18 protein-coding genes, 1 tRNA gene and 2 pseudogenes are annotated in these 23,092 nt (G+C 57.7%); 6 read left to right on the top strand and 15 right to left on the bottom strand.

The features are described from left to right. The 6 genes and pseudogenes from AC1RQC_RS39690 to xsc form a co-directional block, all read right to left on the bottom strand. A pseudogene (locus AC1RQC_RS39690) lies at window positions 1–77 on the bottom strand (short-chain dehydrogenase); the annotation flags it as partial. 179 nt (window positions 78–256) lie between these two features. Beyond that, window positions 257–1,138, bottom strand: a complete 882-nt coding sequence (locus tag AC1RQC_RS39685; RefSeq protein ID WP_492886779.1) for a LysR substrate-binding domain-containing protein — start codon at window positions 1,136–1,138, stop codon at window positions 257–259. 289 nt (window positions 1,139–1,427) lie between these two features. Continuing rightward, a tRNA-Arg gene (locus AC1RQC_RS39680) sits at window positions 1,428–1,504 on the bottom strand. Window positions 1,505–1,589: 85 nt separating this feature from the next. Then, window positions 1,590–2,351, bottom strand: a complete 762-nt coding sequence (locus tag AC1RQC_RS39675) for a sulfite exporter TauE/SafE family protein (RefSeq protein WP_492886777.1) — start codon at window positions 2,349–2,351, stop codon at window positions 1,590–1,592. Further along, window positions 2,348–3,388, bottom strand: a complete 1,041-nt coding sequence (pta, locus tag AC1RQC_RS39670) for a phosphate acetyltransferase (RefSeq protein ID WP_492815239.1) — start codon at window positions 3,386–3,388, stop codon at window positions 2,348–2,350. The genes AC1RQC_RS39675 and pta overlap by 4 nt, the downstream gene beginning before the upstream one ends. Window positions 3,389–3,472: 84 nt before the next feature. Continuing rightward, window positions 3,473–5,311, bottom strand: coding sequence for a sulfoacetaldehyde acetyltransferase (gene xsc / locus AC1RQC_RS39665; RefSeq protein ID WP_492886775.1), 1,839 nt, complete (start codon window positions 5,309–5,311; stop codon window positions 3,473–3,475). Between the two features lie 484 nt (window positions 5,312–5,795). Between xsc and tauA the strand changes: the two genes are divergently transcribed. The 3 genes from tauA to AC1RQC_RS39650 all read left to right on the top strand — a co-directional run bounded on the left by tauA (window position 5,796) and on the right by AC1RQC_RS39650 (window position 8,543). Beyond that, entirely contained in the window at window positions 5,796–6,809 is a 1,014-nt protein-coding gene (gene tauA, locus AC1RQC_RS39660; RefSeq protein ID WP_492886773.1) for a taurine ABC transporter substrate-binding protein, read from the top strand. A 71-nt stretch (window positions 6,810–6,880) separates the two neighbouring features. Beyond that, entirely contained in the window at window positions 6,881–7,657 is a 777-nt protein-coding gene (locus AC1RQC_RS39655) for a taurine ABC transporter ATP-binding protein (protein WP_150986972.1), read from the top strand. Window positions 7,658–7,667: 10 nt separating this feature from the next. After that, a complete protein-coding gene (locus AC1RQC_RS39650; protein WP_492886771.1) occupies window positions 7,668–8,543 on the top strand; it encodes an ABC transporter permease subunit in 876 nt (291 codons plus the stop codon). A gap of 78 nt (window positions 8,544–8,621) precedes the next feature. On the opposite strand, the gene AC1RQC_RS39645 is transcribed toward AC1RQC_RS39650, so the two are convergent. Further along, window positions 8,622–9,524: an SMP-30/gluconolactonase/LRE family protein gene (locus AC1RQC_RS39645; protein WP_492830829.1), complete on the bottom strand. Its 903-nt coding sequence runs from the start codon at window positions 9,522–9,524 to the stop codon at window positions 8,622–8,624. 285 nt (window positions 9,525–9,809) lie between these two features. Between AC1RQC_RS39645 and AC1RQC_RS39640 the strand changes: the two are divergent. Beyond that, a pseudogene (locus tag AC1RQC_RS39640) lies at window positions 9,810–9,959 on the top strand (taurine ABC transporter permease); the annotation flags it as partial. A gap of 62 nt (window positions 9,960–10,021) precedes the next feature. Here AC1RQC_RS39640 and AC1RQC_RS39635 read toward each other — a convergent pair. From AC1RQC_RS39635 to AC1RQC_RS39605, 7 genes are all read right to left on the bottom strand, one after another. Beyond that, window positions 10,022–11,041: a type III PLP-dependent enzyme domain-containing protein gene (locus AC1RQC_RS39635; RefSeq protein WP_492886769.1), complete on the bottom strand. Its 1,020-nt coding sequence runs from the start codon at window positions 11,039–11,041 to the stop codon at window positions 10,022–10,024. A 3-nt stretch (window positions 11,042–11,044) separates the two neighbouring features. Then, the gene (locus AC1RQC_RS39630) at window positions 11,045–13,708 is read right to left on the bottom strand and encodes an ATP-binding protein (protein ID WP_492830827.1); all 2,664 of its coding nucleotides are present in this window, start codon (window positions 13,706–13,708) and stop codon (window positions 11,045–11,047) included. Continuing rightward, entirely contained in the window at window positions 13,705–14,481 is a 777-nt protein-coding gene (locus AC1RQC_RS39625; protein ID WP_492886767.1) for a hypothetical protein, read from the bottom strand. Before AC1RQC_RS39625 ends, AC1RQC_RS39630 begins: the two co-directional genes overlap by 4 nt. A gap of 105 nt (window positions 14,482–14,586) precedes the next feature. Next, the gene (locus AC1RQC_RS39620; RefSeq protein ID WP_492886765.1) at window positions 14,587–15,936 is read right to left on the bottom strand and encodes an MBL fold metallo-hydrolase; all 1,350 of its coding nucleotides are present in this window, start codon (window positions 15,934–15,936) and stop codon (window positions 14,587–14,589) included. Further along, complete coding sequence (locus AC1RQC_RS39615) at window positions 15,926–17,341, bottom strand: MBL fold metallo-hydrolase (protein ID WP_492830824.1); 1,416 nt, start codon at window positions 17,339–17,341, stop codon at window positions 15,926–15,928. The genes AC1RQC_RS39620 and AC1RQC_RS39615 overlap by 11 nt, the downstream gene beginning before the upstream one ends. Then, window positions 17,331–18,695, bottom strand: coding sequence for a tetratricopeptide repeat protein (locus AC1RQC_RS39610; RefSeq protein ID WP_492886763.1), 1,365 nt, complete (start codon window positions 18,693–18,695; stop codon window positions 17,331–17,333). Before AC1RQC_RS39610 ends, AC1RQC_RS39615 begins: the two co-directional genes overlap by 11 nt. 258 nt (window positions 18,696–18,953) lie before the next feature. Further along, on the bottom strand, window positions 18,954–19,082 hold the full coding sequence (locus AC1RQC_RS39605; protein ID WP_492830822.1) for a hypothetical protein: 129 nt from the start codon (window positions 19,080–19,082) through the stop codon (window positions 18,954–18,956). Between the two features lie 313 nt (window positions 19,083–19,395). On the opposite strand from AC1RQC_RS39605, the gene AC1RQC_RS39600 reads away from it, so the two are divergent. Next, window positions 19,396–20,360, top strand: a protein-coding gene (locus AC1RQC_RS39600) for an IS5 family transposase (protein WP_492886761.1) whose coding sequence is annotated in 2 segments (ribosomal slippage) — window positions 19,396–20,212 and window positions 20,212–20,360 — 966 coding nt in all. Because the reading frame shifts where the segments join, the coding sequence is not laid out codon by codon here. Window positions 20,361–20,714: 354 nt separating this feature from the next. Then, window positions 20,715–21,596: an aldo/keto reductase gene (locus AC1RQC_RS39595; protein ID WP_492830820.1), complete on the top strand. Its 882-nt coding sequence runs from the start codon at window positions 20,715–20,717 to the stop codon at window positions 21,594–21,596. 350 nt (window positions 21,597–21,946) lie between these two features. On the opposite strand, the gene AC1RQC_RS39590 is transcribed toward AC1RQC_RS39595, so the two are convergent. Beyond that, entirely contained in the window at window positions 21,947–22,717 is a 771-nt protein-coding gene (locus AC1RQC_RS39590) for an IclR family transcriptional regulator (protein WP_043356347.1), read from the bottom strand. Between the last annotated feature and the right edge of the window lie 375 nt (window positions 22,718–23,092).

Raw genomic sequence — 23,092 nt, 5'->3', positions numbered from 1 at the left:
GCGCTTGCCGTTGCCCTGCCGATGCCGCGGGGGGAGGCGGCGCCGGTTACGATCACAACCTTGTTCTCGAGCATCATCTTTGTCTCCTGGCTGTTGAAATGATGATTCGAGTGTCGTGCCTCGGGCAGCGCCGATCAATGCAGTCCGTCTCAGCTATTGCTGAGAAATTTTCAGTTGAGGGTTTGGATTCCGGGAGATGAGGATATTGTGCGTTGCACAATAAAAAAGACTGCCGACTACCTATGACGCGGCTGGGCTACTTCATTTCCCGGTCGATCCAGTCGAGAAAGCGCTGTACTCGGGGCAGATCCGCGTTCTGCGATGGGCAGACGATGTGATGGCCCCCCACCTCAACGGCATACGTCTGGTCAAAGACCGGCACCAGCGTTCCCTTGCCGATCTGGACCGACGCGAGCAGCATGCTTTCCAGCGCCACGCCAATGCCCAGTGCCGCGGTCTCCAGCGACATGTAAGAGCGGTCAAAGGAAAAGTCGAACGCCTGGTGCTCGCCGCCGGACACACCAAACCTGGCAAACCATTGCTGCCATTGGACAAGTGGCGTCTCTGAGAAGACCAGGCGCTGGCCCAGCAGGTCAGCCGGCGTGCGTATGGGGTGTTTGGCAAGATACTCGGGGGAGGCCAGGGGCGCGATGAATTCGTTGCGCAATGTCTTGACCTGCAAGTCCCGCCAGTGCGCATAGCCATAGCGGATATCGACGTCGTAGTAGCCGCTTGTGAATGAGACATCCTCGTAGGAGCAGGCGATATTCAGCTGGATGTCGCCGTTGTCGGCCTGGAACGACTTCAGTCGCGGCAGCAACCACATCAGGCCGAAGCTCGGGCTCGAATGCACCCTGAGTATGTCGACTTCCGCCTGGCTCGACGCGCGCTCGGTGGCGCGGTTCAGTTCCGCAAGCGAACCTGTGACGTCGCGCAGGTATTGCTCTCCGACTGGCGTCAGCGTCAGTCCTCGCCCCTGCCGGAAGAATAGCGGCTGGCCGATGATGGTTTCGAGGTTGGCAATCTGATGGCTCACCGCTGACGCGGTCAGGCCCAGTTCCTCGGATGCGCGGCTCACGCTCTTCGTTCTCGCGACGCTCTCGAACGCGATGATCGACTTCAGCGGCGGAATGCGCATGTTCGGCTCTCGGGCAACGGCAGCAGTACGAATGGGCCGGGGTGGCAGGCGGTGAAGTACCGAAGCTGGTGTGGTGTCATCTGCGCTGTCCCGACCGGCAAGCGGGTGCCGATGCTGGTATCGATGACGTAGTGTAAGCGGGGCCCAATTCCAGCGTCAATTTGGCAGCCGGCACCGGGGGGACGGTTCAGAGCCGGTGTTACGGGCGGTGCGTGATGCGCCAGGCAAAACGCAAAAACGGCTTAGAGATCAAAGTTCTCTAAGCCGTTGGTTTGCTACTCGTGTCAGGTGGTGCGGCTGGCAGGATTCGAACCCACGACCCCTTGGTTCGTAGCCAAGTACTCTATCCAACTGAGCTACAGCCGCACGCGAGGGCAGGACTATATCGCACCTGGCGGAAAATACAAGGGGGTACGCCGATAAAAGTTGGGGGCGGTCCCTGACTGGCGGGCTAAGTCACCAGGTCAACCAGCCCCGGCAGCATCAAATACCCCCCGATCACCACCAGCACCCCAAATGCAATCCGCCGCGTTGCCACCGCCGAAAGCGGTGGCGGAAAGCGCCGGGCTGCCATCGTGGTCAATGCCACAACCGGCACGGCAAGTGCTGCCTGTATCCAGATGTCGGCACTGAGCTGCCCTTGCCACGCACTGAACAAGGTGCGTGTCACGGAGGTCGCGGTGAACACAAGAATCAACGCGCAGCGGATCTCCACCAGCGACAGCGGCTGGCGATAGAACTGGAAGATCAGCGGTGGCCCGGATACGCCAAACATGCCGCTGAGCAAGCCGCCAAGGATGCCGCTGACAAAGAAGCTGCGGTTGCCGGAGCGCCGCAGCAGCGGCGCAGGGCGCAGCGCGGCGCTAACGCCGCCGTACAGCACCACCGCGCCCAGCAGCCATTGCAGGATGCCGGCGGCGGCGCTGCTCAGGTAGTCAAGAATCAGCACGCCGGCCACCACGGAGGGCAGAATGCCGAGCGTGGCGGCGCCCACCGCGTGCCAGTCGATGTGATGCAGCTTGCCGGGCAGCGCCACGGCGCTGTTGGCCAGCGTCACCAGGCTCACCAGCGTGGCAACGGTCGCGACCGGCGCGAGGTCCATCCCGCTGGTCGCGCCCATCACGATCATGCCCAGGCCAAAGCCGGTCACCGTCTGGAAGTAGCTTGCCGCGCCCATCAGCGCGAGCAGCGGCAGCAGGTGGTCCGTGCTCATGGCTGGCATGCGGCCATCGGGGCTTCCGGCTGGGCTTGCGCGGCGGCTTGCGCCTGCACGGCGGTGACGGCGATCACGTAAAACACGTCGTCGGCGCTGCAGCCGCGCGACAGATCGTTGGCTGGTTTTTGCAGCCCCTGCAGCAAGGGCCCGATTGCCTTGGCGCCGCCCACGCGCTCGGCCAGCTTGTAGCCGATATTGCCGGCCTCCAGGCTGGGAAAGACCAGCACATTGGCGCGGCCTTCCACCTTGGAGTGCTCGATCTTCTTCCTGGCGATCTCGGCAACGATGGCGGCATCGAGCTGCACGTCGCCATCGATGGCCAGCGCCGGGCGCTGCGCCTGCACCAGGCGCGTGGCTTGCACCACTTTATCGACCGCGGCATGCCGGGCGCTGCCGCTGGTGGAGAACGACAGCATGGCGACGCGCGGGGCATCCATCAGCAGGTTTTGCGCGCTGTCGGCCGCGGCCATGGCGATCTCGGCCAGCTCAAAGGCGTCGGGATCCACCACCAGCCCGCAATCGGAGAAAATCAGCCCGCCCTTCAATGCATGGAACGGCTCGCACAACATCATCAGGAAGAAGCTCGATACCAGCTTGAACGCCGGGTGAATGCCGATGACCTGGATGGCGGTGCGCACCACGTCGGCGGTGGTGTGCACCGCGCCGGCCACCGAGCCGTCCGCATGGCCCAGGCGCACCATCAGGTTGGCGAAGCACAGGGGCTTGAGCACTTCGCGCCTGGCGTCTTCCAGCGTCATGCCTTTTTTCGCGCGCAGGGCGAACAGCTTCTGCGCGAGGGACGGCGTGAGCGCGGAGGTGGCGGGGTCGATCACGTCCATGCCAGCCAGGTCGATGTCCTCGCTGGCGGCCGCCTGGCGGATGCGCGCCGCGTCGCCCACTAGCACGATGCGCGCGATGCCCTCATGGGCCGCGCGTTGCGCGGCGTGCAGGATGCGCGGGTCTTCGGCCTCGCACAGCACGATGCGCCTGGGTTCGGCGCGGGCGCGCTCGATGATGCGGTTGATCGCTTTCATGATGGGGTCGCTCAGAATGGAAAATGGCCGGAAGCAGCGGGCGCTGCCTCCGGCCACCGGCCAAGCGCCCGCTAACTCACTGGCTCAAACGTAGTCCTTGTACTTGTCGAGCATGCGCACGGGCTTGGCCAGCGCGTCGCGGCGGAACGGGTCGCCGAGCTCACGGGTGCACATGATCTCGATGATGGTGGTCTTGCCGTGGTGCATCTGCAGGTCGATGGCGCGTTTGAGCGCCGGGCCGACGTCTTCCAGCTTGTCCACCACGATGCCCTCGGCGCCCATGGCGCGGGCGATCTCGGCGAAGCTCTGGTTGTCCAGCTCGCCGGCGACGAAGCGGCGGTTGTAGAAGTCCACCTGGTTCTTCTTCTCCGCGCCCCACTGGCGGTTGTGGAACACCACGGCCGTCACCGGGATGTTGTGGCGCACGGCGGTCATGGTCTCCATCAGGCTCATGCCCCAGGCGCCGTCGCCGGCGTAGGACACGGCCGGGCGGTGGGGTGCGGCCACCTTGGCGCCCATGATGGTGGGGAAGGCATAGCCGCAGTTGCCCCAGCTCATGGCGGCGAAGAAGCTGCGCGGCTTGTTGAAGCGCAGGTAGCTGTTGGCCACCGAGTTGATGTTGCCGATGTCGGTGGAGACCATCACGTCTTCGGGCATGGCCTTCTCCAGCTCACGCAGGACCTGGCGCGGATGCAGGTAGTGTCCGCCGGTGGGCGTGCGCTCGTGCTTCTGCTCCTCGATCATGTCCAGGCTGTAGGGGTCGCGCTCGTGGGTCCACTCGTCGAGTTCTTTCTCCCAGGCGGCCTTCTCGGCGGCGATCTGTCCGGCGCGGTCTTCGCGGGAGGCGTCGCAGGCTAGCGTGCGGCCGGCCAGGCGCTCGGTCAGTGCCACGGCTGCGGCCTTGGCATCGCCGCAGATGCCCACCGAGATCTTCTTGACCAGGCCGAGCATCTTGTGGTCGGCATCGATCTGGATGATCTTGGCGTGCTTGGGCCAGTAGTCCATGCCGTGCTGGGGCAGGGTGCCGAAGGGTCCGAGGCGCGAGCCGAGGGCGATGACGACATCGGCGCGGGCGAGCAGCTTCATGGCCGCCTTGGAGCCCTGGTAGCCGAGAGGGCCACACCACAGCGGGTGGCTGGCGGGGAAGGAGTCGTTGTGCAGGTAGCTGTTGACCACCGGGGCGCCCAGCCGCTCGGCCAGCGCCTGGCATTCGTCGATGGCATCGGCCATGACCACGCCGCCGCCGGAGATGATGACGGGGAACTTGGCCTTGGCGATCAGCTCGGCGGCTTCATTCAGGCGCTGGTCGCCGCCGGGGCCGCGGTCCAGGCGCTGGGGCTGGGGGATCTCGGCCTTGATCTGGCCGTAGAAGTAGTCGCGGGGGATATTGAGCTGGGTCGGTCCCATCTCGGCCATGGCGCGGTCGAAGCAGCGGCCGGTGTACTCGGCCATGCGCGCGGGGTGGGTGACGTGGCCCTGGTACTTGGTGAACTCCTGGAACATGGGCAGTTGCTTGGCTTCCTGGAAGCCGCCCAGGCCAATGCCCATGGTGCCGGCCTCCGGGGTGACGATGACCACCGGGCTATGTGCCCAGTAAGCGGCGGCGATGGCGGTCACGCAGTTGCTGATGCCGGGGCCGTTCTGTCCGATGACGACGCCGTGGCGGCCCGAGACGCGGGCATAGCCGTCGGCCATGTGGCCAGCGCCTTGCTCGTGCACGACGGGGATCAGGCGGATGCCGGCGGGGGCGAAGATGTCCATGGAGTCCATGAAGGCCGAGCCCATGATGCCGAACATGTCGGTGACGCCATTGGCGGCCAGGGTCTCGACAAAGGCTTCCGACGGGGTCATCTCCTGCGGGCCGGTAGTGGTGGCGCCTGCTTGGGTGCCTGCGGCGAGGGTTTCGGGAAGATGTTCGCTCATGGTGTGGTGTCTCCGGTCTTCGATCAAAACGGAACCAAATGTTCCGAAAAGTGTTCGTGGATCGAAATGTAGGATGAGACTAAGCGATGGTCAATAAGAAAATCCGATAAACGGAATGCCGTGTACCTAAAAACGGTAGTAAATACCCTTTAAAGTGACGTAAATTCAACCTGCGCGCCCATGTGGACCCACAGTTGGTCCCCGCTGGCTCTAACCCGGCGGCGGGCCGCTTTCTACCATACGGTTACACCTTGCCCAGCGCTGCTTGCCAAAGCGCCTGGTGCACGCCGCGACGACTCGCCAAAGCGCAGAGCGCCGCTAAGAAAGGAGAGGACGCAAAGACGTCCCAACCAGACGGAGACACTGGCATGCCTCATGCTTATCACCTCTTCCTCCTCGAGCAGGCACCGTCCTGGTGCCGGGCTTTCCCTGCCGGCGGTCTCCGCCACAGCACACCACACCGTTCATCTTGAGGAGGTTCATCATGCGTTGGTTCAAGCAGCTTGCAGCAAGCGTGGTACTGGCGGCCGTCGTCGCCCCGGGCGCCTACGCGCAGACCAAGGAAGTTGTCATCGCCTACCAGGATATGGTGGTGCCGTGGCGCTATGCGCAGGACATGAAGGAAGTCGAGAAGCAGACCGGCTACAAGGTCTCGTTCCGCCAGTTCGGCGGCGGTGGCGACGTGATCCGCGCCATGGCGTCAGGCCAGATCGCCATCGGCGAAGCCGGTACCTCGCCGATTGCCTCGGCGTTGTCGCAGGGGCTGGACGTGGAGCTGTTCTGGATCCTTGACGACATCAACGCGGCCGAGGCCATGGTGGCGCGCAACGGCAGCAATATCAACAGCGTGGCAGACCTCAAAGGCAAGCGGGTGGGCGTGCCTTTTGTCTCCACCACGCACTACCACACGCTGGTGGCGCTGGAGCAGGCCAAGATCAATCCCAAGGACGTCAAGATCATGAACATGCGGCCGCCCGAAGTGGCCGCGGCCTGGGAGCGCGGCGACATCGACGCCACCTTTATCTGGGACCCGGTGCTGGCCAAGCTCAAGCAAACGGGCAAGGTCCTGGTGACCTCCGGCAAGATCGCCGCCGAGACCGGCAAGGCCACCTTCGACGGCATGATCGCCAACAAGAAGTTCGCGCGGGAGAACCCCGAGTTCATGGTCAAGTTCGTCAAGATCCTGGCCGCGGCGGATGACAAGTATCGCCAGGACAAGGCGGCGTGGACCCCGGAGTCGCCGATGGTGAAGGCGGTGGCCAAGGTCTCGGGCGCCAAGCCCGAGGCGGTGCCGGCCAGCATGGCGCTGTACGGTTTCCCCACGCTGGAGGAGCAAGCCTCGTCCCGCTGGCTGGGCGGCGGCGCGGCCAAGGCGCTGCAATCGGCGGCGCAATTCCTGAAGGAGCAGGGCACGATCCAGACCGTGTTGCCGGACTACGGCTCGGGTGTGAATGCGGAGTGGGTGAAGCGCGCCCTCGCCACCAGGACGCCGGCCTGATTTGCCAGTGCCGCGCGGCGGGCGACGCTGGCCGCGCGGCCTTGAATCCTCTTTTCAGGAAGTTTGCAGCTATGGCCAAACTCGAAATCGACAACCTGAGCGTTAACTACGGCGGCCGCGGTGGCGCCGATACGCTGGCCCTGTCGCAAGTCAATCTCACCATGGAGCGCGGCGATTTCGTGGTCGCGCTCGGTGCTTCCGGGTGCGGCAAGACGACCTTGCTCTCGTGCATCGCCGGTTTCATGCAACCCTCGGAAGGCGAGATCCGCCTCGATGGCAAATCCGTGCACGGCCCGGGTGCCGAGCGCGGTGTCGTGTTCCAAAAGCATGCATTGATGCCCTGGCTCAATGTGCTGGACAACGTGGCGCTGGGCCTGAGGCTGCGCGGCGTGCCGCGCGCCGAGCGCCTGCGCATCGCCCAGGAAAAGCTGGCGCTGGTCGGCCTGGAGAAAGTGGCGGCCAAGCCGGTCTACCAGCTCTCTGGCGGCATGCAGCAGCGCGTTGGCATTGCCCGCACGCTTGCCAACGATCCGGCGGTGATGCTGATGGATGAGCCGCTCGGCGCGCTCGACGCGCTCACGCGCGAGACGATCCAGGCGCTGATCCTCAAGCTGTGGGCGGCGGAGCAGAAGATCGTGTTCTTCATCACCCACAGCGTGGAGGAAGCGCTGTTCCTGGCAACGCGGCTGATCGTGATGACGCCCTCGCCGGGCCGCATCGCGCATACCTATGAGCTCCCCTTCGCCCGACGCTTCATTGCCTGCGGCAACGCCCGCGAGGTCAAGGCCGATCCGGAGTTCATCCGGTACCGCGAAGAAATCGTCAACCTGATCCATGCCACGCCCTGAGGAGTCCGACATGTCTGCTTCTGCTCAAAGACTCGAGCCCGCGCCGGGCACCGCCGCCGTGGCCGCCAAGCCGCCCGCGCGCCGCATGAAGGCCGTCTCCGGCTACCGCTTGCCGGGCGAAGGTTCCAGTTCACGCATCTCCACCATCACCGTGGTGTCGCTGCTGGCGCTATGGTGGACCGCCAGCCACCTGCGTTGGCTGCCGCCGCTGTTCCTGCCCACGCCGGAAGCCATCATCAACGCGTTTATCGATGCCTGGAACGGCAATGTGCAAGGCGGCCTGCCGCTGACCGAGCACTTTCGCGCCAGCATGGTGCGCGTGTTCGGCGCCTTTGCGCTGGCCACCGTCACGGCGGTGCCGATCGGCGTGATGATGGGTGTGTCGCGCATTGCGCGCGGCGTCTTTGATCCGCCGATCGAGTTCTATCGCCCACTGCCGCCGCTGGCCTACCTGCCGCTGATCGTGATCTGGTTCGGCATCGATGAAACGTCCAAGATCCTGCTGATCTTCCTGGCTTGCTTCGCGCCGCTGGCGATGTCCGCGCAGGCCGGCGTGCGCTCGGTCACCATCGAGCAGATCAACGCGGCGTATTCGATGGGCGCCAACCGCTGGCAGGTGATCCGCCATGTCGTGATCCCCGCCGCGCTGCCGGACATCCTGACCGGCATGCGGATTGCCATCGGCTTTGGCTGGACCACGCTGGTTGCGGCGGAGATGGTGGCTGCCACCTCGGGCCTGGGGCAGATGGTGCTCAACGCGTCGAACTTCCTGCGCACGGATGTGGTGATCATGGGCATCGGGCTGATTGGCCTGATTGCCTATACCTTTGACCTGCTGATGCGCAAGACGGAGAAGTGGCTGGTGCCCTGGAAGGGGAGGATGTAAAGCCTGTGGCCGGCCGGGCGGCGGCACGCGCCGCCCGGCTCCTGCCGCTTTAGCCGTGCCCGCAGCCAGATCGGCCCGTCACGCGGCCAGCTGGAACGCGCGCTCTGCGATACCAGCGACACCGGGGCGAATAGCGAATACCCCGCCGGCCAGTGGCTGCTCGGCTTGCACCGACGCATCAGCCGGGCGAATCGACGTGACGAACAAGGTCTTCATGTCGGCGCCGCCAAAGGCGCACATCGCCGGCTTTTTCACGGGAAGCGCGATGCTGCGGTCCAGGCGCCCCTCTGGCGTAAAGCGGTGCACGACCCCTGCGTCATTCCCGCAGATCCAGTAGCAGCCATCGACGTCTACCGCAGCGCCGTCCGGGCGCCCCGGATATTGCCGCATGTCGATCCACAGGCGCCGCCGGTTGGCCACGCCGTGCGCGACATCGTAGTCGAACGCCCAGATCGCCTGCGCATCAGGATGCGAGTCCGACAGGTACATCGTCCGTCCGTCGGGCGACCATGCCATCCCGTTGGGAACGATCAGTCCCTCGATCTGCTGCTGCAGGCCACGCGCGTCGAAGCGATACACCGAGCCAATCGATTGCGCCGGATGCATGTCGAGGTGCATGGTGCCCGCCCAGAACCGGCCTTGCCGATCACACCGGCCGTCGTTGAATCGCATGGATGGGGCAGGGTGAGCGACGCTGGCGAGCCTGCGGCTGGCCATGCTGCCATCGGGCTGTGGCTGCAGGTGGAACAGGCCGCTCTGCATGCCGGCGACAAAGCCACCGGCGCTTGCGGGGGCGATGCACCCCGCCATTTCGGGCAACTGCCAGGTACGGATTGCCGCGTTAGCGGCGCGCCATTCGAACAGCGTCCGGGCGGGGATGTCCGACCAGTACAGGCATTGCGTCTGCGTATCCCAGAGCGGGCTTTCGCCGACCGCATTGCGGACGTCGGCAATCAGGTCGATGGGTGAGTCAGTGATCATGATCTATCGGCTTGAACATCATGGCCGGAGCGGCTTCTTGATTTTAGTATGCGCCTCAGGCTGCTCTTTGTGTTACGTTGTCATACAACATATTATAAGGAGATCCGAGAGTCAGTGCGAGAGATTTTCGTATTTATTCCATTTTAAAGCACGATAACTCTGTATTCCTGATTTCCTGCTTGTTTCGATGGCGACGAAATCATAGGATGACATATGACGTGAGAGCCGATCGGGGCGCTCACGCGCGAGACGATTCAGGTGCTGATCCGGATCGCCAGCCACCTGCGCTGGCTGCCGCCGCTGGCCTACCTGCCGCTGATCGTAATCTGGTTCGGCATCGATGAAACGTCCAAGATCCTGCTGAGCTTCCTGGCTTGCTTCGCGCCGCTGGCGATGTCCGCGCAGGCCGGCGTGCGCCCGGTCACCATCGAGCAGACCACTATGCCGCGTGAGTTAATTAGCCAATTCCAAGACAGCCCGCTTGCGTACTGCCGCCACTACCCCACGCAGACGCTTATGCGGGGGATTCCATTGAACGTGCAGTTCCAACCGACTGAGTAGCTGACCAAGCCGGAGAGGACAAGGAAATCGCCGCACTTGATTGCACCGAAGTTTCCGCGAATCGGCACCGTGTCCCCCTCGAAGACAGTCGGACCGCAGAGTTGAATCTCATCGTCTCCTCCGTATCGCTCCTGATCGAGAAATGCAGGCAAGCTCCACCTAAGATGGAGCTCCGGTGATGCATCGATTGTTACAAATTTTTGAGTGCCGACCGTATGTTTTCTTAGTGCCTTGCAAATGACAACTCCCGCGTCATGAATCAATCCCGCTCCAGGCTCAATGTGAATTTCCGCCGCCACATAGCGCTCAATATAGTTGCAGACACTTCGCAGTCGATCTGTATTTGAGGTGTTCCAGCCACCTCCTATGTTCATGACCCGTACGCGATTCAGCGGGAAATCCGCCTGTTGGAGACTCTCGAAGAATCTGAAAAAAAGTGAGACACACATAAGCCGATGATCCGGCGCGTGAAAATGAAAGGCAATGTCATCAGCCGAACTTCGTAGCCTCTCAAGCAGTTCGTTACGGCCAAAACCAAAGCGAGTGCAAATCTGCGTATTTTCTGATGTTTGAGAGTAGTCCGTCACGCGAACTCGCAATCCAAGTAGGCCATGTGATCCGTTGGATATCGCGTCGTCATCTTGATCCTGATAAAGTATTACAGATTTTCCTGGGATTGAATCCACTGCAACAGTGGATGCCAATGGTCCGACTATGCTTAAGAGCGATGGATTAATTTGTGTCAATAATTCTTCTTCATAATTATTAGATATATCAAATCCATCGACATGAGATTTCAATAATTCAAGTAATGATTTTTCTGGAAATGATTTTACCGAAAAAATCAATCTTCCGTTATCTGGCAATGCTGCGCGAAGTGCGGCTGCATTCTCTGCGATGATGTCGCTCTGGAAGTACAAGAGAGGAGTTTGAAATAAATCGGTTTCAAGTGGCATTGTTTACCCCTGTAACACATATTTATAGCCTGGCGTTTGTGCCGAGGTCCGATGGTCGGTGTTCAGGATCACGACCCGACGATCTCGTCCCCACACGTCAAGATATTGGTAGATGCTTTCCAACTCATCCTCCCTGATTTCCTCCAGAGCTTCGTCCAGGATCAACGTGCCACCGGATCGCCACTGGTGATTCTCGAGGATCTCACGAAGCACTGCGTCCGCCCGTCGCCCCTGACAAATTTCCTTCATCTCGCGTCTGCCAAAAAACGCGACGGTATGCCCCCAATGATGTAACGCCCAAAACAATTCGGTCAGCAGGGTCGTCTTGCCGCATCCAGAACGTCCCAGCACCCAGTTGACTCCGAAGTTGAAACTTACCTCTGGATAACGAATTCCAGTAAGAACGGAGTGCGCTTCTGCAAGTCGAATGCCTTCCTCATCTTTTTCAAAGCGCACCCAAGGAATACGGTTTCCCTGCGGTAATTTAGAAATTGCCTGAAAAGATGATGCCGTGGTCAGCAGGCCAGAGCCCGCCACGAAGAGACGGAGAGATTCCCTGTCCACCGCTAGGAGTGCGGACAGAAGGAATGCAGCGAGCGAAGCATCGCCCTTCGCGAGTAGCATAAAGCTGAGGCACAGCACTAGAAGGACATGGAAGGTTGCCTCCAGCAGGAGCGCCAGTTCCACTTTTTTTAGATAGAGTCGTATCTTGGCGTCGGTCCAGCGCTGAAGCGATGGCAACGCCAGAGCGGCCCTCATTCGCCTCATTCGCGTAGTTTGACCTAGACTAGCTGTAGCCAGGTCGAACGATGCCCAGTCACGAATAGTGATCACAAATGTCCGGCTTGCTTCCAGCATTTTCTCTCTTGCCAATACAATTCCTCGGTAGTTATTCGTGTAAAAGAACCAAACGAGGGCGCCGAAACCTGCTATGCAGCCAATCCCCAACATGCCTGCCGAAAAAACCAGTGAAACCGAGAAAAGCGTAAATACAGAAAGAGCCCACGTAAAATCGTGAAGATAGTACGAGAAGCCTTCTTGCGCAATGTCCAGATCAACGGGCACGCTCCGCTCGATCTCCGTGTTTGGTGAAGACGATCGAAAAATCGCGAGTGAAAGACTCCTGAATGTTCTACGCCTGACATGGTCCTCAAGCGCCATTCCCCCAACTATCGCTAGCACGAAGGCACCTATGGCCGACCAGATGGCTTCGCGGGTCAATGAGCCATGGCTATCAATAAGGCGTGCCACATTCGCATCGAGATAGGCCGCGACGATGAAGACTGGAAAGTACCAGCGCACGAAACTTGGAATAGCAGGGGTATTGTCGGTCCTACCTGGGGACGGTGCTTCCCTTCGGGTTGGGGCAACATAGCTCTCACGCTCTGAAGGTTCCAAGTACCCCTCGTGCGAGATTCCATCCGCACCGTACACCTTGAGCACGCCTTCGGTTGAAAGCTGCTCCAAAATCGCTTTGACCTTCGTTCTATTTGGGAGGTCGAGTGAAGTTAGTTCAGTCGATAAACTCAGCGGCACATTTCGATCTACGGCGCAGCAGACTGCGCGGATCAGGAGCAATCTTTGCTTCTGTCCCTCCGACAGCCTGTCGGGCGCCAGCAACTTCTCAAAGGGCTTTGGCAGCACTTCCAGGCCAAGTTCCTCCCACATCCCGAGCTTGTGAAGAAGCCGGCACCGCAGCGGACCGCGGCCCAACAGATTTACGCCCAGCGATGCAGACCAGATAGTGTCCTTGCCGTTGAAGGTAACGAACGATGAAGGTCCAAGCGGAAGCGGGCTACACGCCGCATCAATATGCGCCTGAGCGCTCTTGATCGCTTTCCATGCTTGCACCTCGCGTGGGATTGCAAGAAGTGCCGTGAACAGCGGCATCGAAACCCAAAATACGGCTATGTTTGCCTCACTGAGTGACATTCCGGGAATGATCCCAATCGCGCCTATCGCAGCTATGGGAAGAATTCTAAGAAGTATGCCCAAGTAGGTCTCTGAAATTTTCATGCCTGAGTCAAGTGCACGCCAAAGACGTTCCTGCCCACTCAAAGCATCGAGGCGTGCGGCGCTTGTCTGTTTCATATCCTCAAGCCCCAGCACTCCGAGTCTCTTGGCGAGAAGCTCGTTGAACTCAGTATTTCGGTTCTCGACAGTTTCATTGATGCGCGTCAGCGCGTATACGCTAAGCCATTGCAGTACGAAAACGAGCCCGCATATCAAAACGACACCAATCAAAACACCTAACGCTTGCAGGCTAATCCAAAATCCGATTGCCAACAACGCGACAGCTATCCCAAGCAAATTCCCGGCAAGATCCTCTCGTGCCAATGTAAAATCCAACCGCTGTTGCAAGAATCGATATAGGGACTTCGCGTAGTCCGCATCGCCAAGCTTGCGCAGTTTGGCGGAATGGTGCAGGCGCTCGCTAGCCATTGTGATCGATCTGGCGACCAAGCGAGCTAGGACCCAGCCAAGAACAATTCTCACCGAGCCCAGTGCGGCGATCAATGCCAACGCGCGTGCACTGGGATCTCGTAGCAGGAGGGCAATGACAAAAAAAATCGCGTACTGGGCTGCGAAGCTAGCGCACTTCAACGCGCAGTAGAGCAGCGAGAAGGGCTGTAGCGTGAATTGGGAAGAGCCACGCAGCGAGTTCACGATGATGCCTCTGGCAAGGTGTCGAAGGCGCGGTTTAACTTATACTCCCGCAGGTGAGCAATGTGCTCGGAGAAGGTAGTTGCACGCAGGTCGAAGAATCGAGTGACTATGTCCAACTCGGTCCTGATTCTCACAAGCTCAGTCTCGCTTTGATATTGATGCCGACGGTTGATATATCGCTGTAATAAAAATTCGACGCACGGATCAGAATAATCGTACACGTCAAATAAGTTCCAGAAACACATCAGCAAATCTAAGGAAAATGGCAGCCCAATAGAAAAGCTTGCCAGATCAATTCTGGAAACGAAACCGCTGGGAGACACGAGATAGTTGCTCGGATTGTGGTCGCCAATACAGAACGAAAAATCAGTGGCAATGCCATGTCTCCTGCAATAATGTTGGAACGGGCTATACCGATCTGTTGATCGCAGCGCCATTTCAATTAGGCTTTTCGAACCCGTGCTATGAGCCTCCGCAAGAAATTCAAAGATGGAACTAATGTCGGTTAGGTTGGAGATAGGTGTGCCATCCACTTGGGATATGCATATTGTAAGAGAATCCGGATGGGTGTCGACAATGGCCGGAATCCGAGCATCACGAAGATGAAATAGTGCTACGAGTTCCGCATCAAATATATCGATGGAATGGAAGCTTTTGACGAAATGTATTGTTTCTTTGCTACGAATTTTTGCCACAGACGATTCGAACGTCTCTGACATAATTTCCACCAACTCATATCCTTGTTTTTTCGCATATTCAGAGATATGATTCATCTTCTCCTTTCTCTGTGTTTCCGTACACGATCTGTTCCTGATCACCCGAAAATATGGATGAATTTCATCGTATTCTGTGTTGATTTTAGGTGATATATGCATTCTTTATCCAATTGGTTTGAAAGTTGGAGGGGAGAATGCATGATAAAGTAGACCAAGTGGAGAATGCGACAAGGGGCCAATGTGCCACTGCAGGGAATTATTGCTACAAGTCTCTGGCGCTGAGGCGACTCCCATGACAATATCGCGAAAAGCAGATGCTGCCAGAACAAGGCCAGCTGGTTTCTGGAGTAATTCGTCATCAGGCTTTTCGCTGATTACAAATGTACATTTTGAAAAGCAGAACTCGTATGTCGTCGTATTATATGTACTAACAATTTTTAAAACAAATCTCTTGGTGTCTAGCTTCACACCAAGGTATTCATCCGTAAATAGAAGGGTATGTCCGAGTTCGCTCAACAACAGTGCCTTGGCAAAGTGAGCCAAGCCTCGAGAAATGGCGGGATCGGATGCTGGGGGCGTATAATCGTCCAGTTCGCTGACGCTGAAAGGTGCCGGTGCGTTGTCCGCTCGGGCTATCGAGACTGGTTTTGACCGGCGGGCTTCCAAGGCATCGCCGACGAAATATGTCGCGCCTGCGGTAGCCGCGCTGATTGTGCAGTTGACCGCGAGGTCATTCATGAGTTGAGCCAGCCTCGCATTGTCGCGCTTCGCGGATGGCAGCGGCCTGTCCTGGCGCTCATAGTCGCCACCCGCAACAGCGTAAAGACTGGCAACGTTCAAGGGTGATATATCAAACGGTAGTACTGCACTGACCAAGTCAAATGCGGCGCGCGGATCGTCCAGCGATGGTGGGGGGCATATGAAGTTGTCCCAGGACGAATAGCCAGATTCGGTATACTCTCTGTAGTGACAAGTAACAACGACAAGATCCGGTTTTCTGAACCAAGACGGAGGAATCATCTTGCCAATTTTTCGGTTAATTCCAGTGTCAGATTGAATAAAAATCCATTTTGGCTCCGGGCAGTTGCAGTCTGCTACCATCAATGAACAGACTCTTGCATCCCATGGGGGCGTTTCGGATCCACTTGACACAAAGAGGAATTGCAGGTTGCCGATATCTACTGGTATTCCGATCGGAACCCGTTTCACCAATGCTCCACGATCGCGTAGCCATTGAGCTTCAGATTCCGAAAATGTCTGAGGAATAAATACTTCTACTTCTGAAGGAAGAAGCAAAAAACTCGATCTATCAAAATGCTGAAAATGGTCGCAAGTGAGTATCACCCCACTGACGACGCCCAAGGTGCCCGTCGGAATATTCGCATGACTAAGCTTTTGATAGCGATATTTCGATGATCTCCCGAACTCATGTCGTAGCAATGGGTCGATCAGAATGGATTCCTTGCGGGTACTGATGAGCCAGCTTTCGTGGCCAAGATTTTCAATTTGCATACTTTACCTTATTCAGCTTGGAATTTACGAATTTAATCGCTAAATCCTGACTGACTTGCTCGCCGAAATAATTATAAAGATACGTTATGGCATAGTTCGGCATATCGAGAGGATGGGAAATCAAAATGTGACTGCCAGACAATTCCCATATATCGAGCTCCCCCTGGAGGAGTGCGCAAAGATCGTCTAGATGGATACGTATTGCGATGGTGGCCGAATCGTCAGGGTCCCGATCGAGATGAAGCCGTCCAGTGAATAGATCCTTGGTCCATGTCGCAGCGATGGCCGGACTTTCTTGGTAGGCAGAGTCAACCGTGAGAGAGATTGTGCCCGGTAGACGGCTTTCGAGGCTATCCCTGTAGAAACTCTTTCCTTCATCGGAGAGAAAAAATGCATCCAGGAAATCTGAAACTGCCTCATTTATGAACTCTCGTTCACTGTCATATCTTCCTCGATTTACTAGCTGGTAGTATCCATTCTGGCCAATCCGATGTTTTGGGCGGAACGACTCAATGAACTCTCTGGACGTTAGCGGTTGGAACGCTTCGTCAACGTGCGTTTCGATTACAGCGTTGGAGGAGAGGGTGTATGTGGTTCCTGGGGTCGGTGCGCTGAACCGCGGTGAACTGTACGCCGATATATGCCGCGCGACCGCCCAATGCTCGGCTAGAGGATGGATCGCCAGATCTTCACCTCCCTTCAAGAATCCGCCACCGCAAACCGCGATGTGTACTTCATCCAAGGCCGATGAGCACTCGTTCATCAGTTGGGCATAGTTGGACAATGCAGCCAAGCCGTTTTTGGTCGGGTCCATATCCGTGTTGAGGCGATCATTTTGAAATGCGGAGCGGCGTTCAAGTGTGGTGATTTGAGCATTGTTCGACACTGCGAATATGCCCGGGGAGCTTAGCTGACCTTTTCGCAGCGATTTGGCTGTCTCTCGCGACACTCCACCATCTACTGCCAGGTAGAAGCAGTTCGAACCGAATTCGACCAAGAACTGATAGACGCGCCTCTCCCAGAAGGGGGTATCCATGGAGCAATGAAGAGGCGTGACACGAATGCCGCTCTTCAGTTGAATTTTCTCCTCTGTGTCAAATTTATGAATAATGAAGCCCAGCTTTTTCAAGCAATAGTCAACACTGGCCGGCATGAGCCGCCCTGTATAAATTGGTATGTCGCGCGGAAGCTCGCTAAGGGTCTCAACGCAGAAATGATCGCCGTGCTCGTGACTTAAGAAAATAGCCTCCACGCTGCTAGGGCGTGGAGCGATACGGTATGGATAGATTGCGCAAAAGGACTGTTCCGAAGCCCCAAAGTAAGGTTTTAGCAATGGGTCGAACAAAACTCTTGCACCCGGAACCGATGCCTCCCAACTCTGATGACCGTAGAATTTAATCTCCATGTGGATCTCCTAGTACGTCGGTTAAGTACTCCGTTGCACGAAAATCTCCCTTCAGCGCTTCATTGATGCGCACCCGCATTATCATCTGTTCGTCGGGGATAACAGATCGTCGGGCGAGAACATGCAAATGATTATTCGCCGCATCAAGTATGTCTCGAGATTCGTACAGATCAATAAGTTGTTCTCTCAGGAATACGCTCGCTGGATGCAACCGGACGGCCTGCTCCATATGATGAATGGCGGAGTCGGTATCACCAAGCCGAAAATAGAACGAAGCGAAGTCCTTGTGGTATTGGTGGTATTTTGGATAAATGTTGATGGCAGAGGAGAAGTGATCGTGACAAAGTTGGTCCCAGCCTCGACACTCCTGATGCAGCGCGACCACCCCGGCGCTGTCATGTACCAAGGCTAAGAACTGCCTGCGCGCTTCTATATCAGAGTCGGAAATTTTGGAAATGGCCGTTTTCAGAAGAATAATCGCATCATCAAATTCACGTAGTCTGAATAGCGCTAGTGCCTTCGCATTTGCGATTACGGCCCATTCATATGATTCGTCTTCAAGAGAGAGTGAGCATTCCTGGAGTTTCGAGAAGGCGTCGTCGAAGTAAACAAGTGCTGCGGAAAAATCCAGTTCTTGGTCATGGCGGGCCGCGATCAAGCCAAGCATGTTCAGGCATCTGTGAGGCCGAATAGTGCCCAGATGGAGTGACTTGACAATGCTACGAGCAGCCTGCTCTTGATCGTTCATGACATGCCAGTAGTGCGCTTCACACTCGGCCGCCTCCCATGAGGGGCGATGCTTGAGCACCGACAGAATCTCTCCGCAAGTCGTTAGATCGCTTCTGCGGAAATAGCGATCGAATAGACAAACAAGCTGCTCTGCTGGCGCACTGCTATCCTGTAATGCCAATGCAGTAGCATAATCTTCGGCAGCATCCGCAGCAGCCACTTCCGCGAGCTGCGGGGCTCGCAACGGAAGCATTTTCTTTTCGCTAGGGTTGTACTCTGCTTCCCATGGGATAAGTGCTGCCAAAAACCTATCCGCGGCTGCGGGGCTGCCTTTGCGATTTTCTATTTTGATAGTGCGATTCTCGCTTTGCGAAGCAATTTCGGCGATGTAGTGCTTCCATTCGTCGAGTATATAAGCATATGACGGGAATCGGATTTTGTCGTCCGTTACGTCAACTTCACACGCACAGGAATTATTCCAAAGCATCCTTCCCAGTCGCGGAGGGAATGAAATTTCCGGAAATGAAGTATGTAGTTCGAGAGCGACCCGCTTAATGTCGGAAATCGAACAACCGATCGGCATTTTTCGGAAATTTCTCGTTGGTGGAAAGGATGCATTCATCATGGATTGTCAGCCAACTATATTTCTAACATCGCATCTATGTCGAAATGACCCTGCGCGAAGACGGAACTCGGTTTTGGTGCCTTGTGCTCTCGTAAAAGACTAAGTGCGCGGGCTATCCCGTATGGGATATCGGGGTAGGATGGCCTGCTTGTTGGAGAATAGAAGTTGATAGAGCGCGGCAATTCGAACCAATCGGTCTGTGCAAAGGAAATATAATTAGGAATTGGCGCCCTTGTCTTGAAAAGGGCGCCAACATGGCTATCGCGTGTAAACGATAACCGATTTATTGCTGGTCGAGAGATTGGTCTGACTCTGCTCGTTTTTTTGCTGAATTTTCTTAACGGCTTCGCGGATAGCAATCAGCTTTTCTTTCGAAATGGTAGTCATGAATTTACCCTGATGTAGTTTAAGGATGGATTGATCGGTTAAGTCACCGTTCGAAGTGGCGGGTGAATTTTCTTCGGCCGCCAGTGGCGAGTATTGAGAGAGTGTGGATTTTGGTCAATAGGGTTAACCCTTAAATTTGATGATTGACTTTAAAAATCTGAAATTTCTCAATCAAGAAATAAGAAAATTCTTAATAAAAAAATAGGAAATATCTCAATAAGATTCGGATATTTCTCAATGTGGTTAAGGATGGCGTTCAAAACTTTCCGCAGACCGGGTACTCGTGACGGGTTTTTCCAGCGACAATAGGTGCATGAAACAAACTAACCTTGGCCTGGACCTGAGCAACCGCCGCACGCGCAAGCGCGTGTTTCTCGATGAGATGGAACGCGTGGTACCTTGGGATGAGTTTCTGACGCTGATTGCGCCGCACGCCCCGACCGAGGCAATGGGCCGCCGACCGTTTCCCGTCACAGCGATGCGGCATATTCAACTGATGCGGCAGTGGTTTGGTCTGAGCGACGTGGCGATGGAAGAAGCGTTGTACGGCACGCGGCTGTACCGCGAATTCGCTGGCCTGGGCGGCATGAGCCGCCTGCCTAACCGCGTCAGCGTCCTGCGCTTTTGGCATTTGCTCGAGCGACACCAGCTTGCCGAGCTGTTTCTCAAGACGGTCAACGAGCAGCTCAATGCCAAAGGCGTCCTGCTCAGGGAGGGCACGCTGGTCGATGCCACGTTGCTTGCCGTGCCGAGCTCTACCAAGAACAAGGAAGGTGGGCGTGACCCGGAGATGCACCAAGCTAAGAAGGGGAGCCAATGGCATTTCGGCAAGAAGGCGCACATTGGTGTGGATGCCGCATCGGGACTGGTGCACACCGTCGTGGGCACGGCAGCCAATGTCAACGATGTCACGCAAGCTCATGCCTTGCTGCATGACGAGGAGAGCGATGTGTTCGGTGATGCTGGTTACCAAGGTATTGAAAAGCGTAGCGAGACCCAAGACATCGCGGTCAACTGGCACGTCGCAACGCGCCCAGGCAAGCGGCGCGCTTTGGATAAGGGCACACTGAGAGGCAAGCTGCGCGACGACATTGAGCGCGTCAAAGCCCGAATCCGCACCAAAGTGGAGCGCCGTTTCGCATCATCAAGCGCCAGTTCGGCCACATGACGGTGCGCTACCGTGGCTTGATGAAGAACACGCAGCAACTGCAGACGATGTTTGCCTTGAGCAATCTGTGGATGATGCGCCATCGACTGCAGCCGGGCGCCAAAAGATGAGTGTGCCTTCGACGACGCGAAACACGGGCGACAACGCCGGTGATGACGCCCAAGCCAGTGCCGAATTCTGGCCGAAGCGCTCAGCGAATTCATCTTGTAGACGGGAGCCCGGCGCGATGAGCTGGTTTTCTGGGCCTGGTGCCCTTGCGAGAATGGACCGGCACGGGACGGAAAGATCGTAGCAAACGCTTCGCTGGTCCACCATCGCGGTGTTGAGTGCGCAGTTTCACGAACTGGAGCGCGGTGACATTGATGAGTCGCTGTTTCCAAATGCGACGGGCGAACGTCACTCTGTCGATGGTGCGTAGTAGCCGCTAGGCAAGTGTTGCTCAAACCAATGGAGTCGCCTTTAGAATGCCATCCACAACACTCCAACTAACCGGATCGTCCAATGGTCTGTTGCTATCCTCCCTCGGCCGTGTCGGCTTTGGATCTATGGGACTCACTGGAAGCGGTTGCTGGGGACCGCCTCACAACAAAGAGGACTTGATCCATCTCTTGCAAGTGCTCCCCGGAGTTGGCGTCAACTTTATAGATACCGCCGATTCTTATGGCCCGCATGTGAGTGAGGATCTGATCTGCGAGGCGTTGTATCCATACTCGGGCATCACGGTAGCCACGAAAGGCGGCCTCGTCAGAACTGGACCAAATAAGTGGCATCCGCTAGGACGTCCGGAGTATCTTCGGCAGCAGATTCTCCTCAGTTGCCGGCGTTTGCGGATAGACCGCCTGCATTTGTGGCAACTTCATCGTATAGACCCGCTTGTGCCGCGGGATGAACAGTTCGGTGCGCTGAAGTGTTTCCTGGATGAAGGATTAGTAGAGCATATCGGCCTGTGTCAAGTTTCAGAGGATGAATTGGCCGATGCCAGAAAGATCTTGCCAATCTCCTCGGTTCAGAATCGCTACAACATTTTGGATAGAGAGAGCGAAGCGATACTGAAGGTATGCGAGGACAATGGGATGGTGTTTATTGCATGGAGTCCCTTGGCCGGAAAGGCGGTAGTCACCGAACCCTTGTTGGCGGAAATGGCAGCTGCACGCGGTGCCACTCCAGCTCAGGTCGCCTTGGCATGGCTATTACGTCGAAGCCGCTCGATGCTGCCCATACCCGGAACTGGCTCTCTGGGGCATTTGCGGGAGAACATTAAGGCGCAGGAGATCGACCTGACCGATCAGGAGTTCGAGCTGCTGAATGCAGGAGCGAGTCTGGGCTTGCTGTCTCGCGGATCTTGAGTAACACGGCGGCGAGGCACATGCCGCCGTAATTTGGCGTTGGCTACCAGGCGAAAAGTCCAGCCGCTTCGCGCTCGGCGGCACTCGATCTTCAGCGATGGCATTAATCCCGCGTGCATCCCACATTTTGCGATGGTATGAATGCGGCGGTCGCGAGCGACGTGATGCCGTGAGGATCCTTTCCACCAGAAATCGGATGCTCTTCTGAAGATCAAGAGATCGCGTGGGGTGGGCGTGGGCTCAGCGCCCGTAGAGTAGCATCCCCCCGCCGCGACGGCGCAGCTGCGCCAACTGCCGTCAGCCTAAGCTGCAGCGGTATGGACTTCCCCGGCAGATTTTCAATCGAGTTCTTAAAACGTAGCGGCCAGCTCCCTCGCCGTTTCCTGCAGGCGCGGCACGAACTCCAGCGAGCGTGACAATGGCGAGCGTGCCGTAGGCGCATGCACCGCCAGCGCCGCCACCACCTGCCCGCGCTCGTCGCGCACCGGCACGGCCACGCAGGAGATCCCCGCCACGAACTCTTCGTTGTCCACGCCAAGCTGCTTGTGCGCGCTGCGGTCTAGCTCGGCTTCAAGCAATTCCACATTGGTGACCGTGTTGGGCGTAAAGCGCTCCAGCGGCAGCTGCCGCACCAGGGCGGCGCGCTGCTCGCGCGGCAGCAGCGATAGCAGCAGCTTGCCGCTGGCCGAGCAGTGCAGCGGCACGCGCGAGCCCGGCTTCAGGTCCAGCCGCAGCGGCCAAGGCGCTTCCATGCGGTCCAGGTACAGCACCGAGGTTTCGTGCAGCATGGTCAGGTTGACCGTTTCGCCGATGTCCGCCACCAGCCGCGCCAGGATGGCATGGCGCAACTGCCGCGTACCCGAATGCGTGACGATGGCCACGCCAAGGCGCGACAGGCGCGGCCCCACGGCATAGGCATTGCGCGCGCCCGGCTCGCGGATCACCAGGCCGCCGGCCTCCAGCGCGCCAAGCATGCGGTGCAGTGAAGCCTTGGGCGCTTCGAAACCCTGCATGATTTCCGCCAGCGACAAGGGGCGGTCGGCCGCAACCAGGAATTCGAGCAGGGCGAAGGCGCGCAGCGTGGGGGTGTCGCGGTCCGCCGCTGCCGCGTCGGCAGCCATGCTCGTGACCGGCGCCGCGGCGTCAGGTTCTTCCAGGCGCAGGGACGCCTTCGCGCGCACGGGTTTTGCGGGCTTGTTCTTGGGGGCCTCGGAAGGCGCTTTTTTGGGTACCGCTACTGTTGCCGATTTCAATTCGGACTCCGTTCCGGAAAACGAGACGATTTGATTGTACTTCCGGAGCGGTATTCGCCACTAGCGGCGTATCAGGGCTTGATCCAGTTTTGCCTTGGTGGGCTTCAGCAGCGCTGGCATTGGGGGGGGGATTGAGAGCAACTGCAAAACAGCTTCTACTGCTTGACGTCAAAAGCAACTGCAGTTTCACCACCCCTGCGGGGCGGCGACCTACTTTCTTGTCTTGCCAAGAAAGTAGGCAAA

It is taken from the genome of Cupriavidus sp. GW822-FHT03E04 (assembly GCF_058801495.1).
This window is presented reverse-complemented; position numbering and strand designations above follow the sequence as displayed.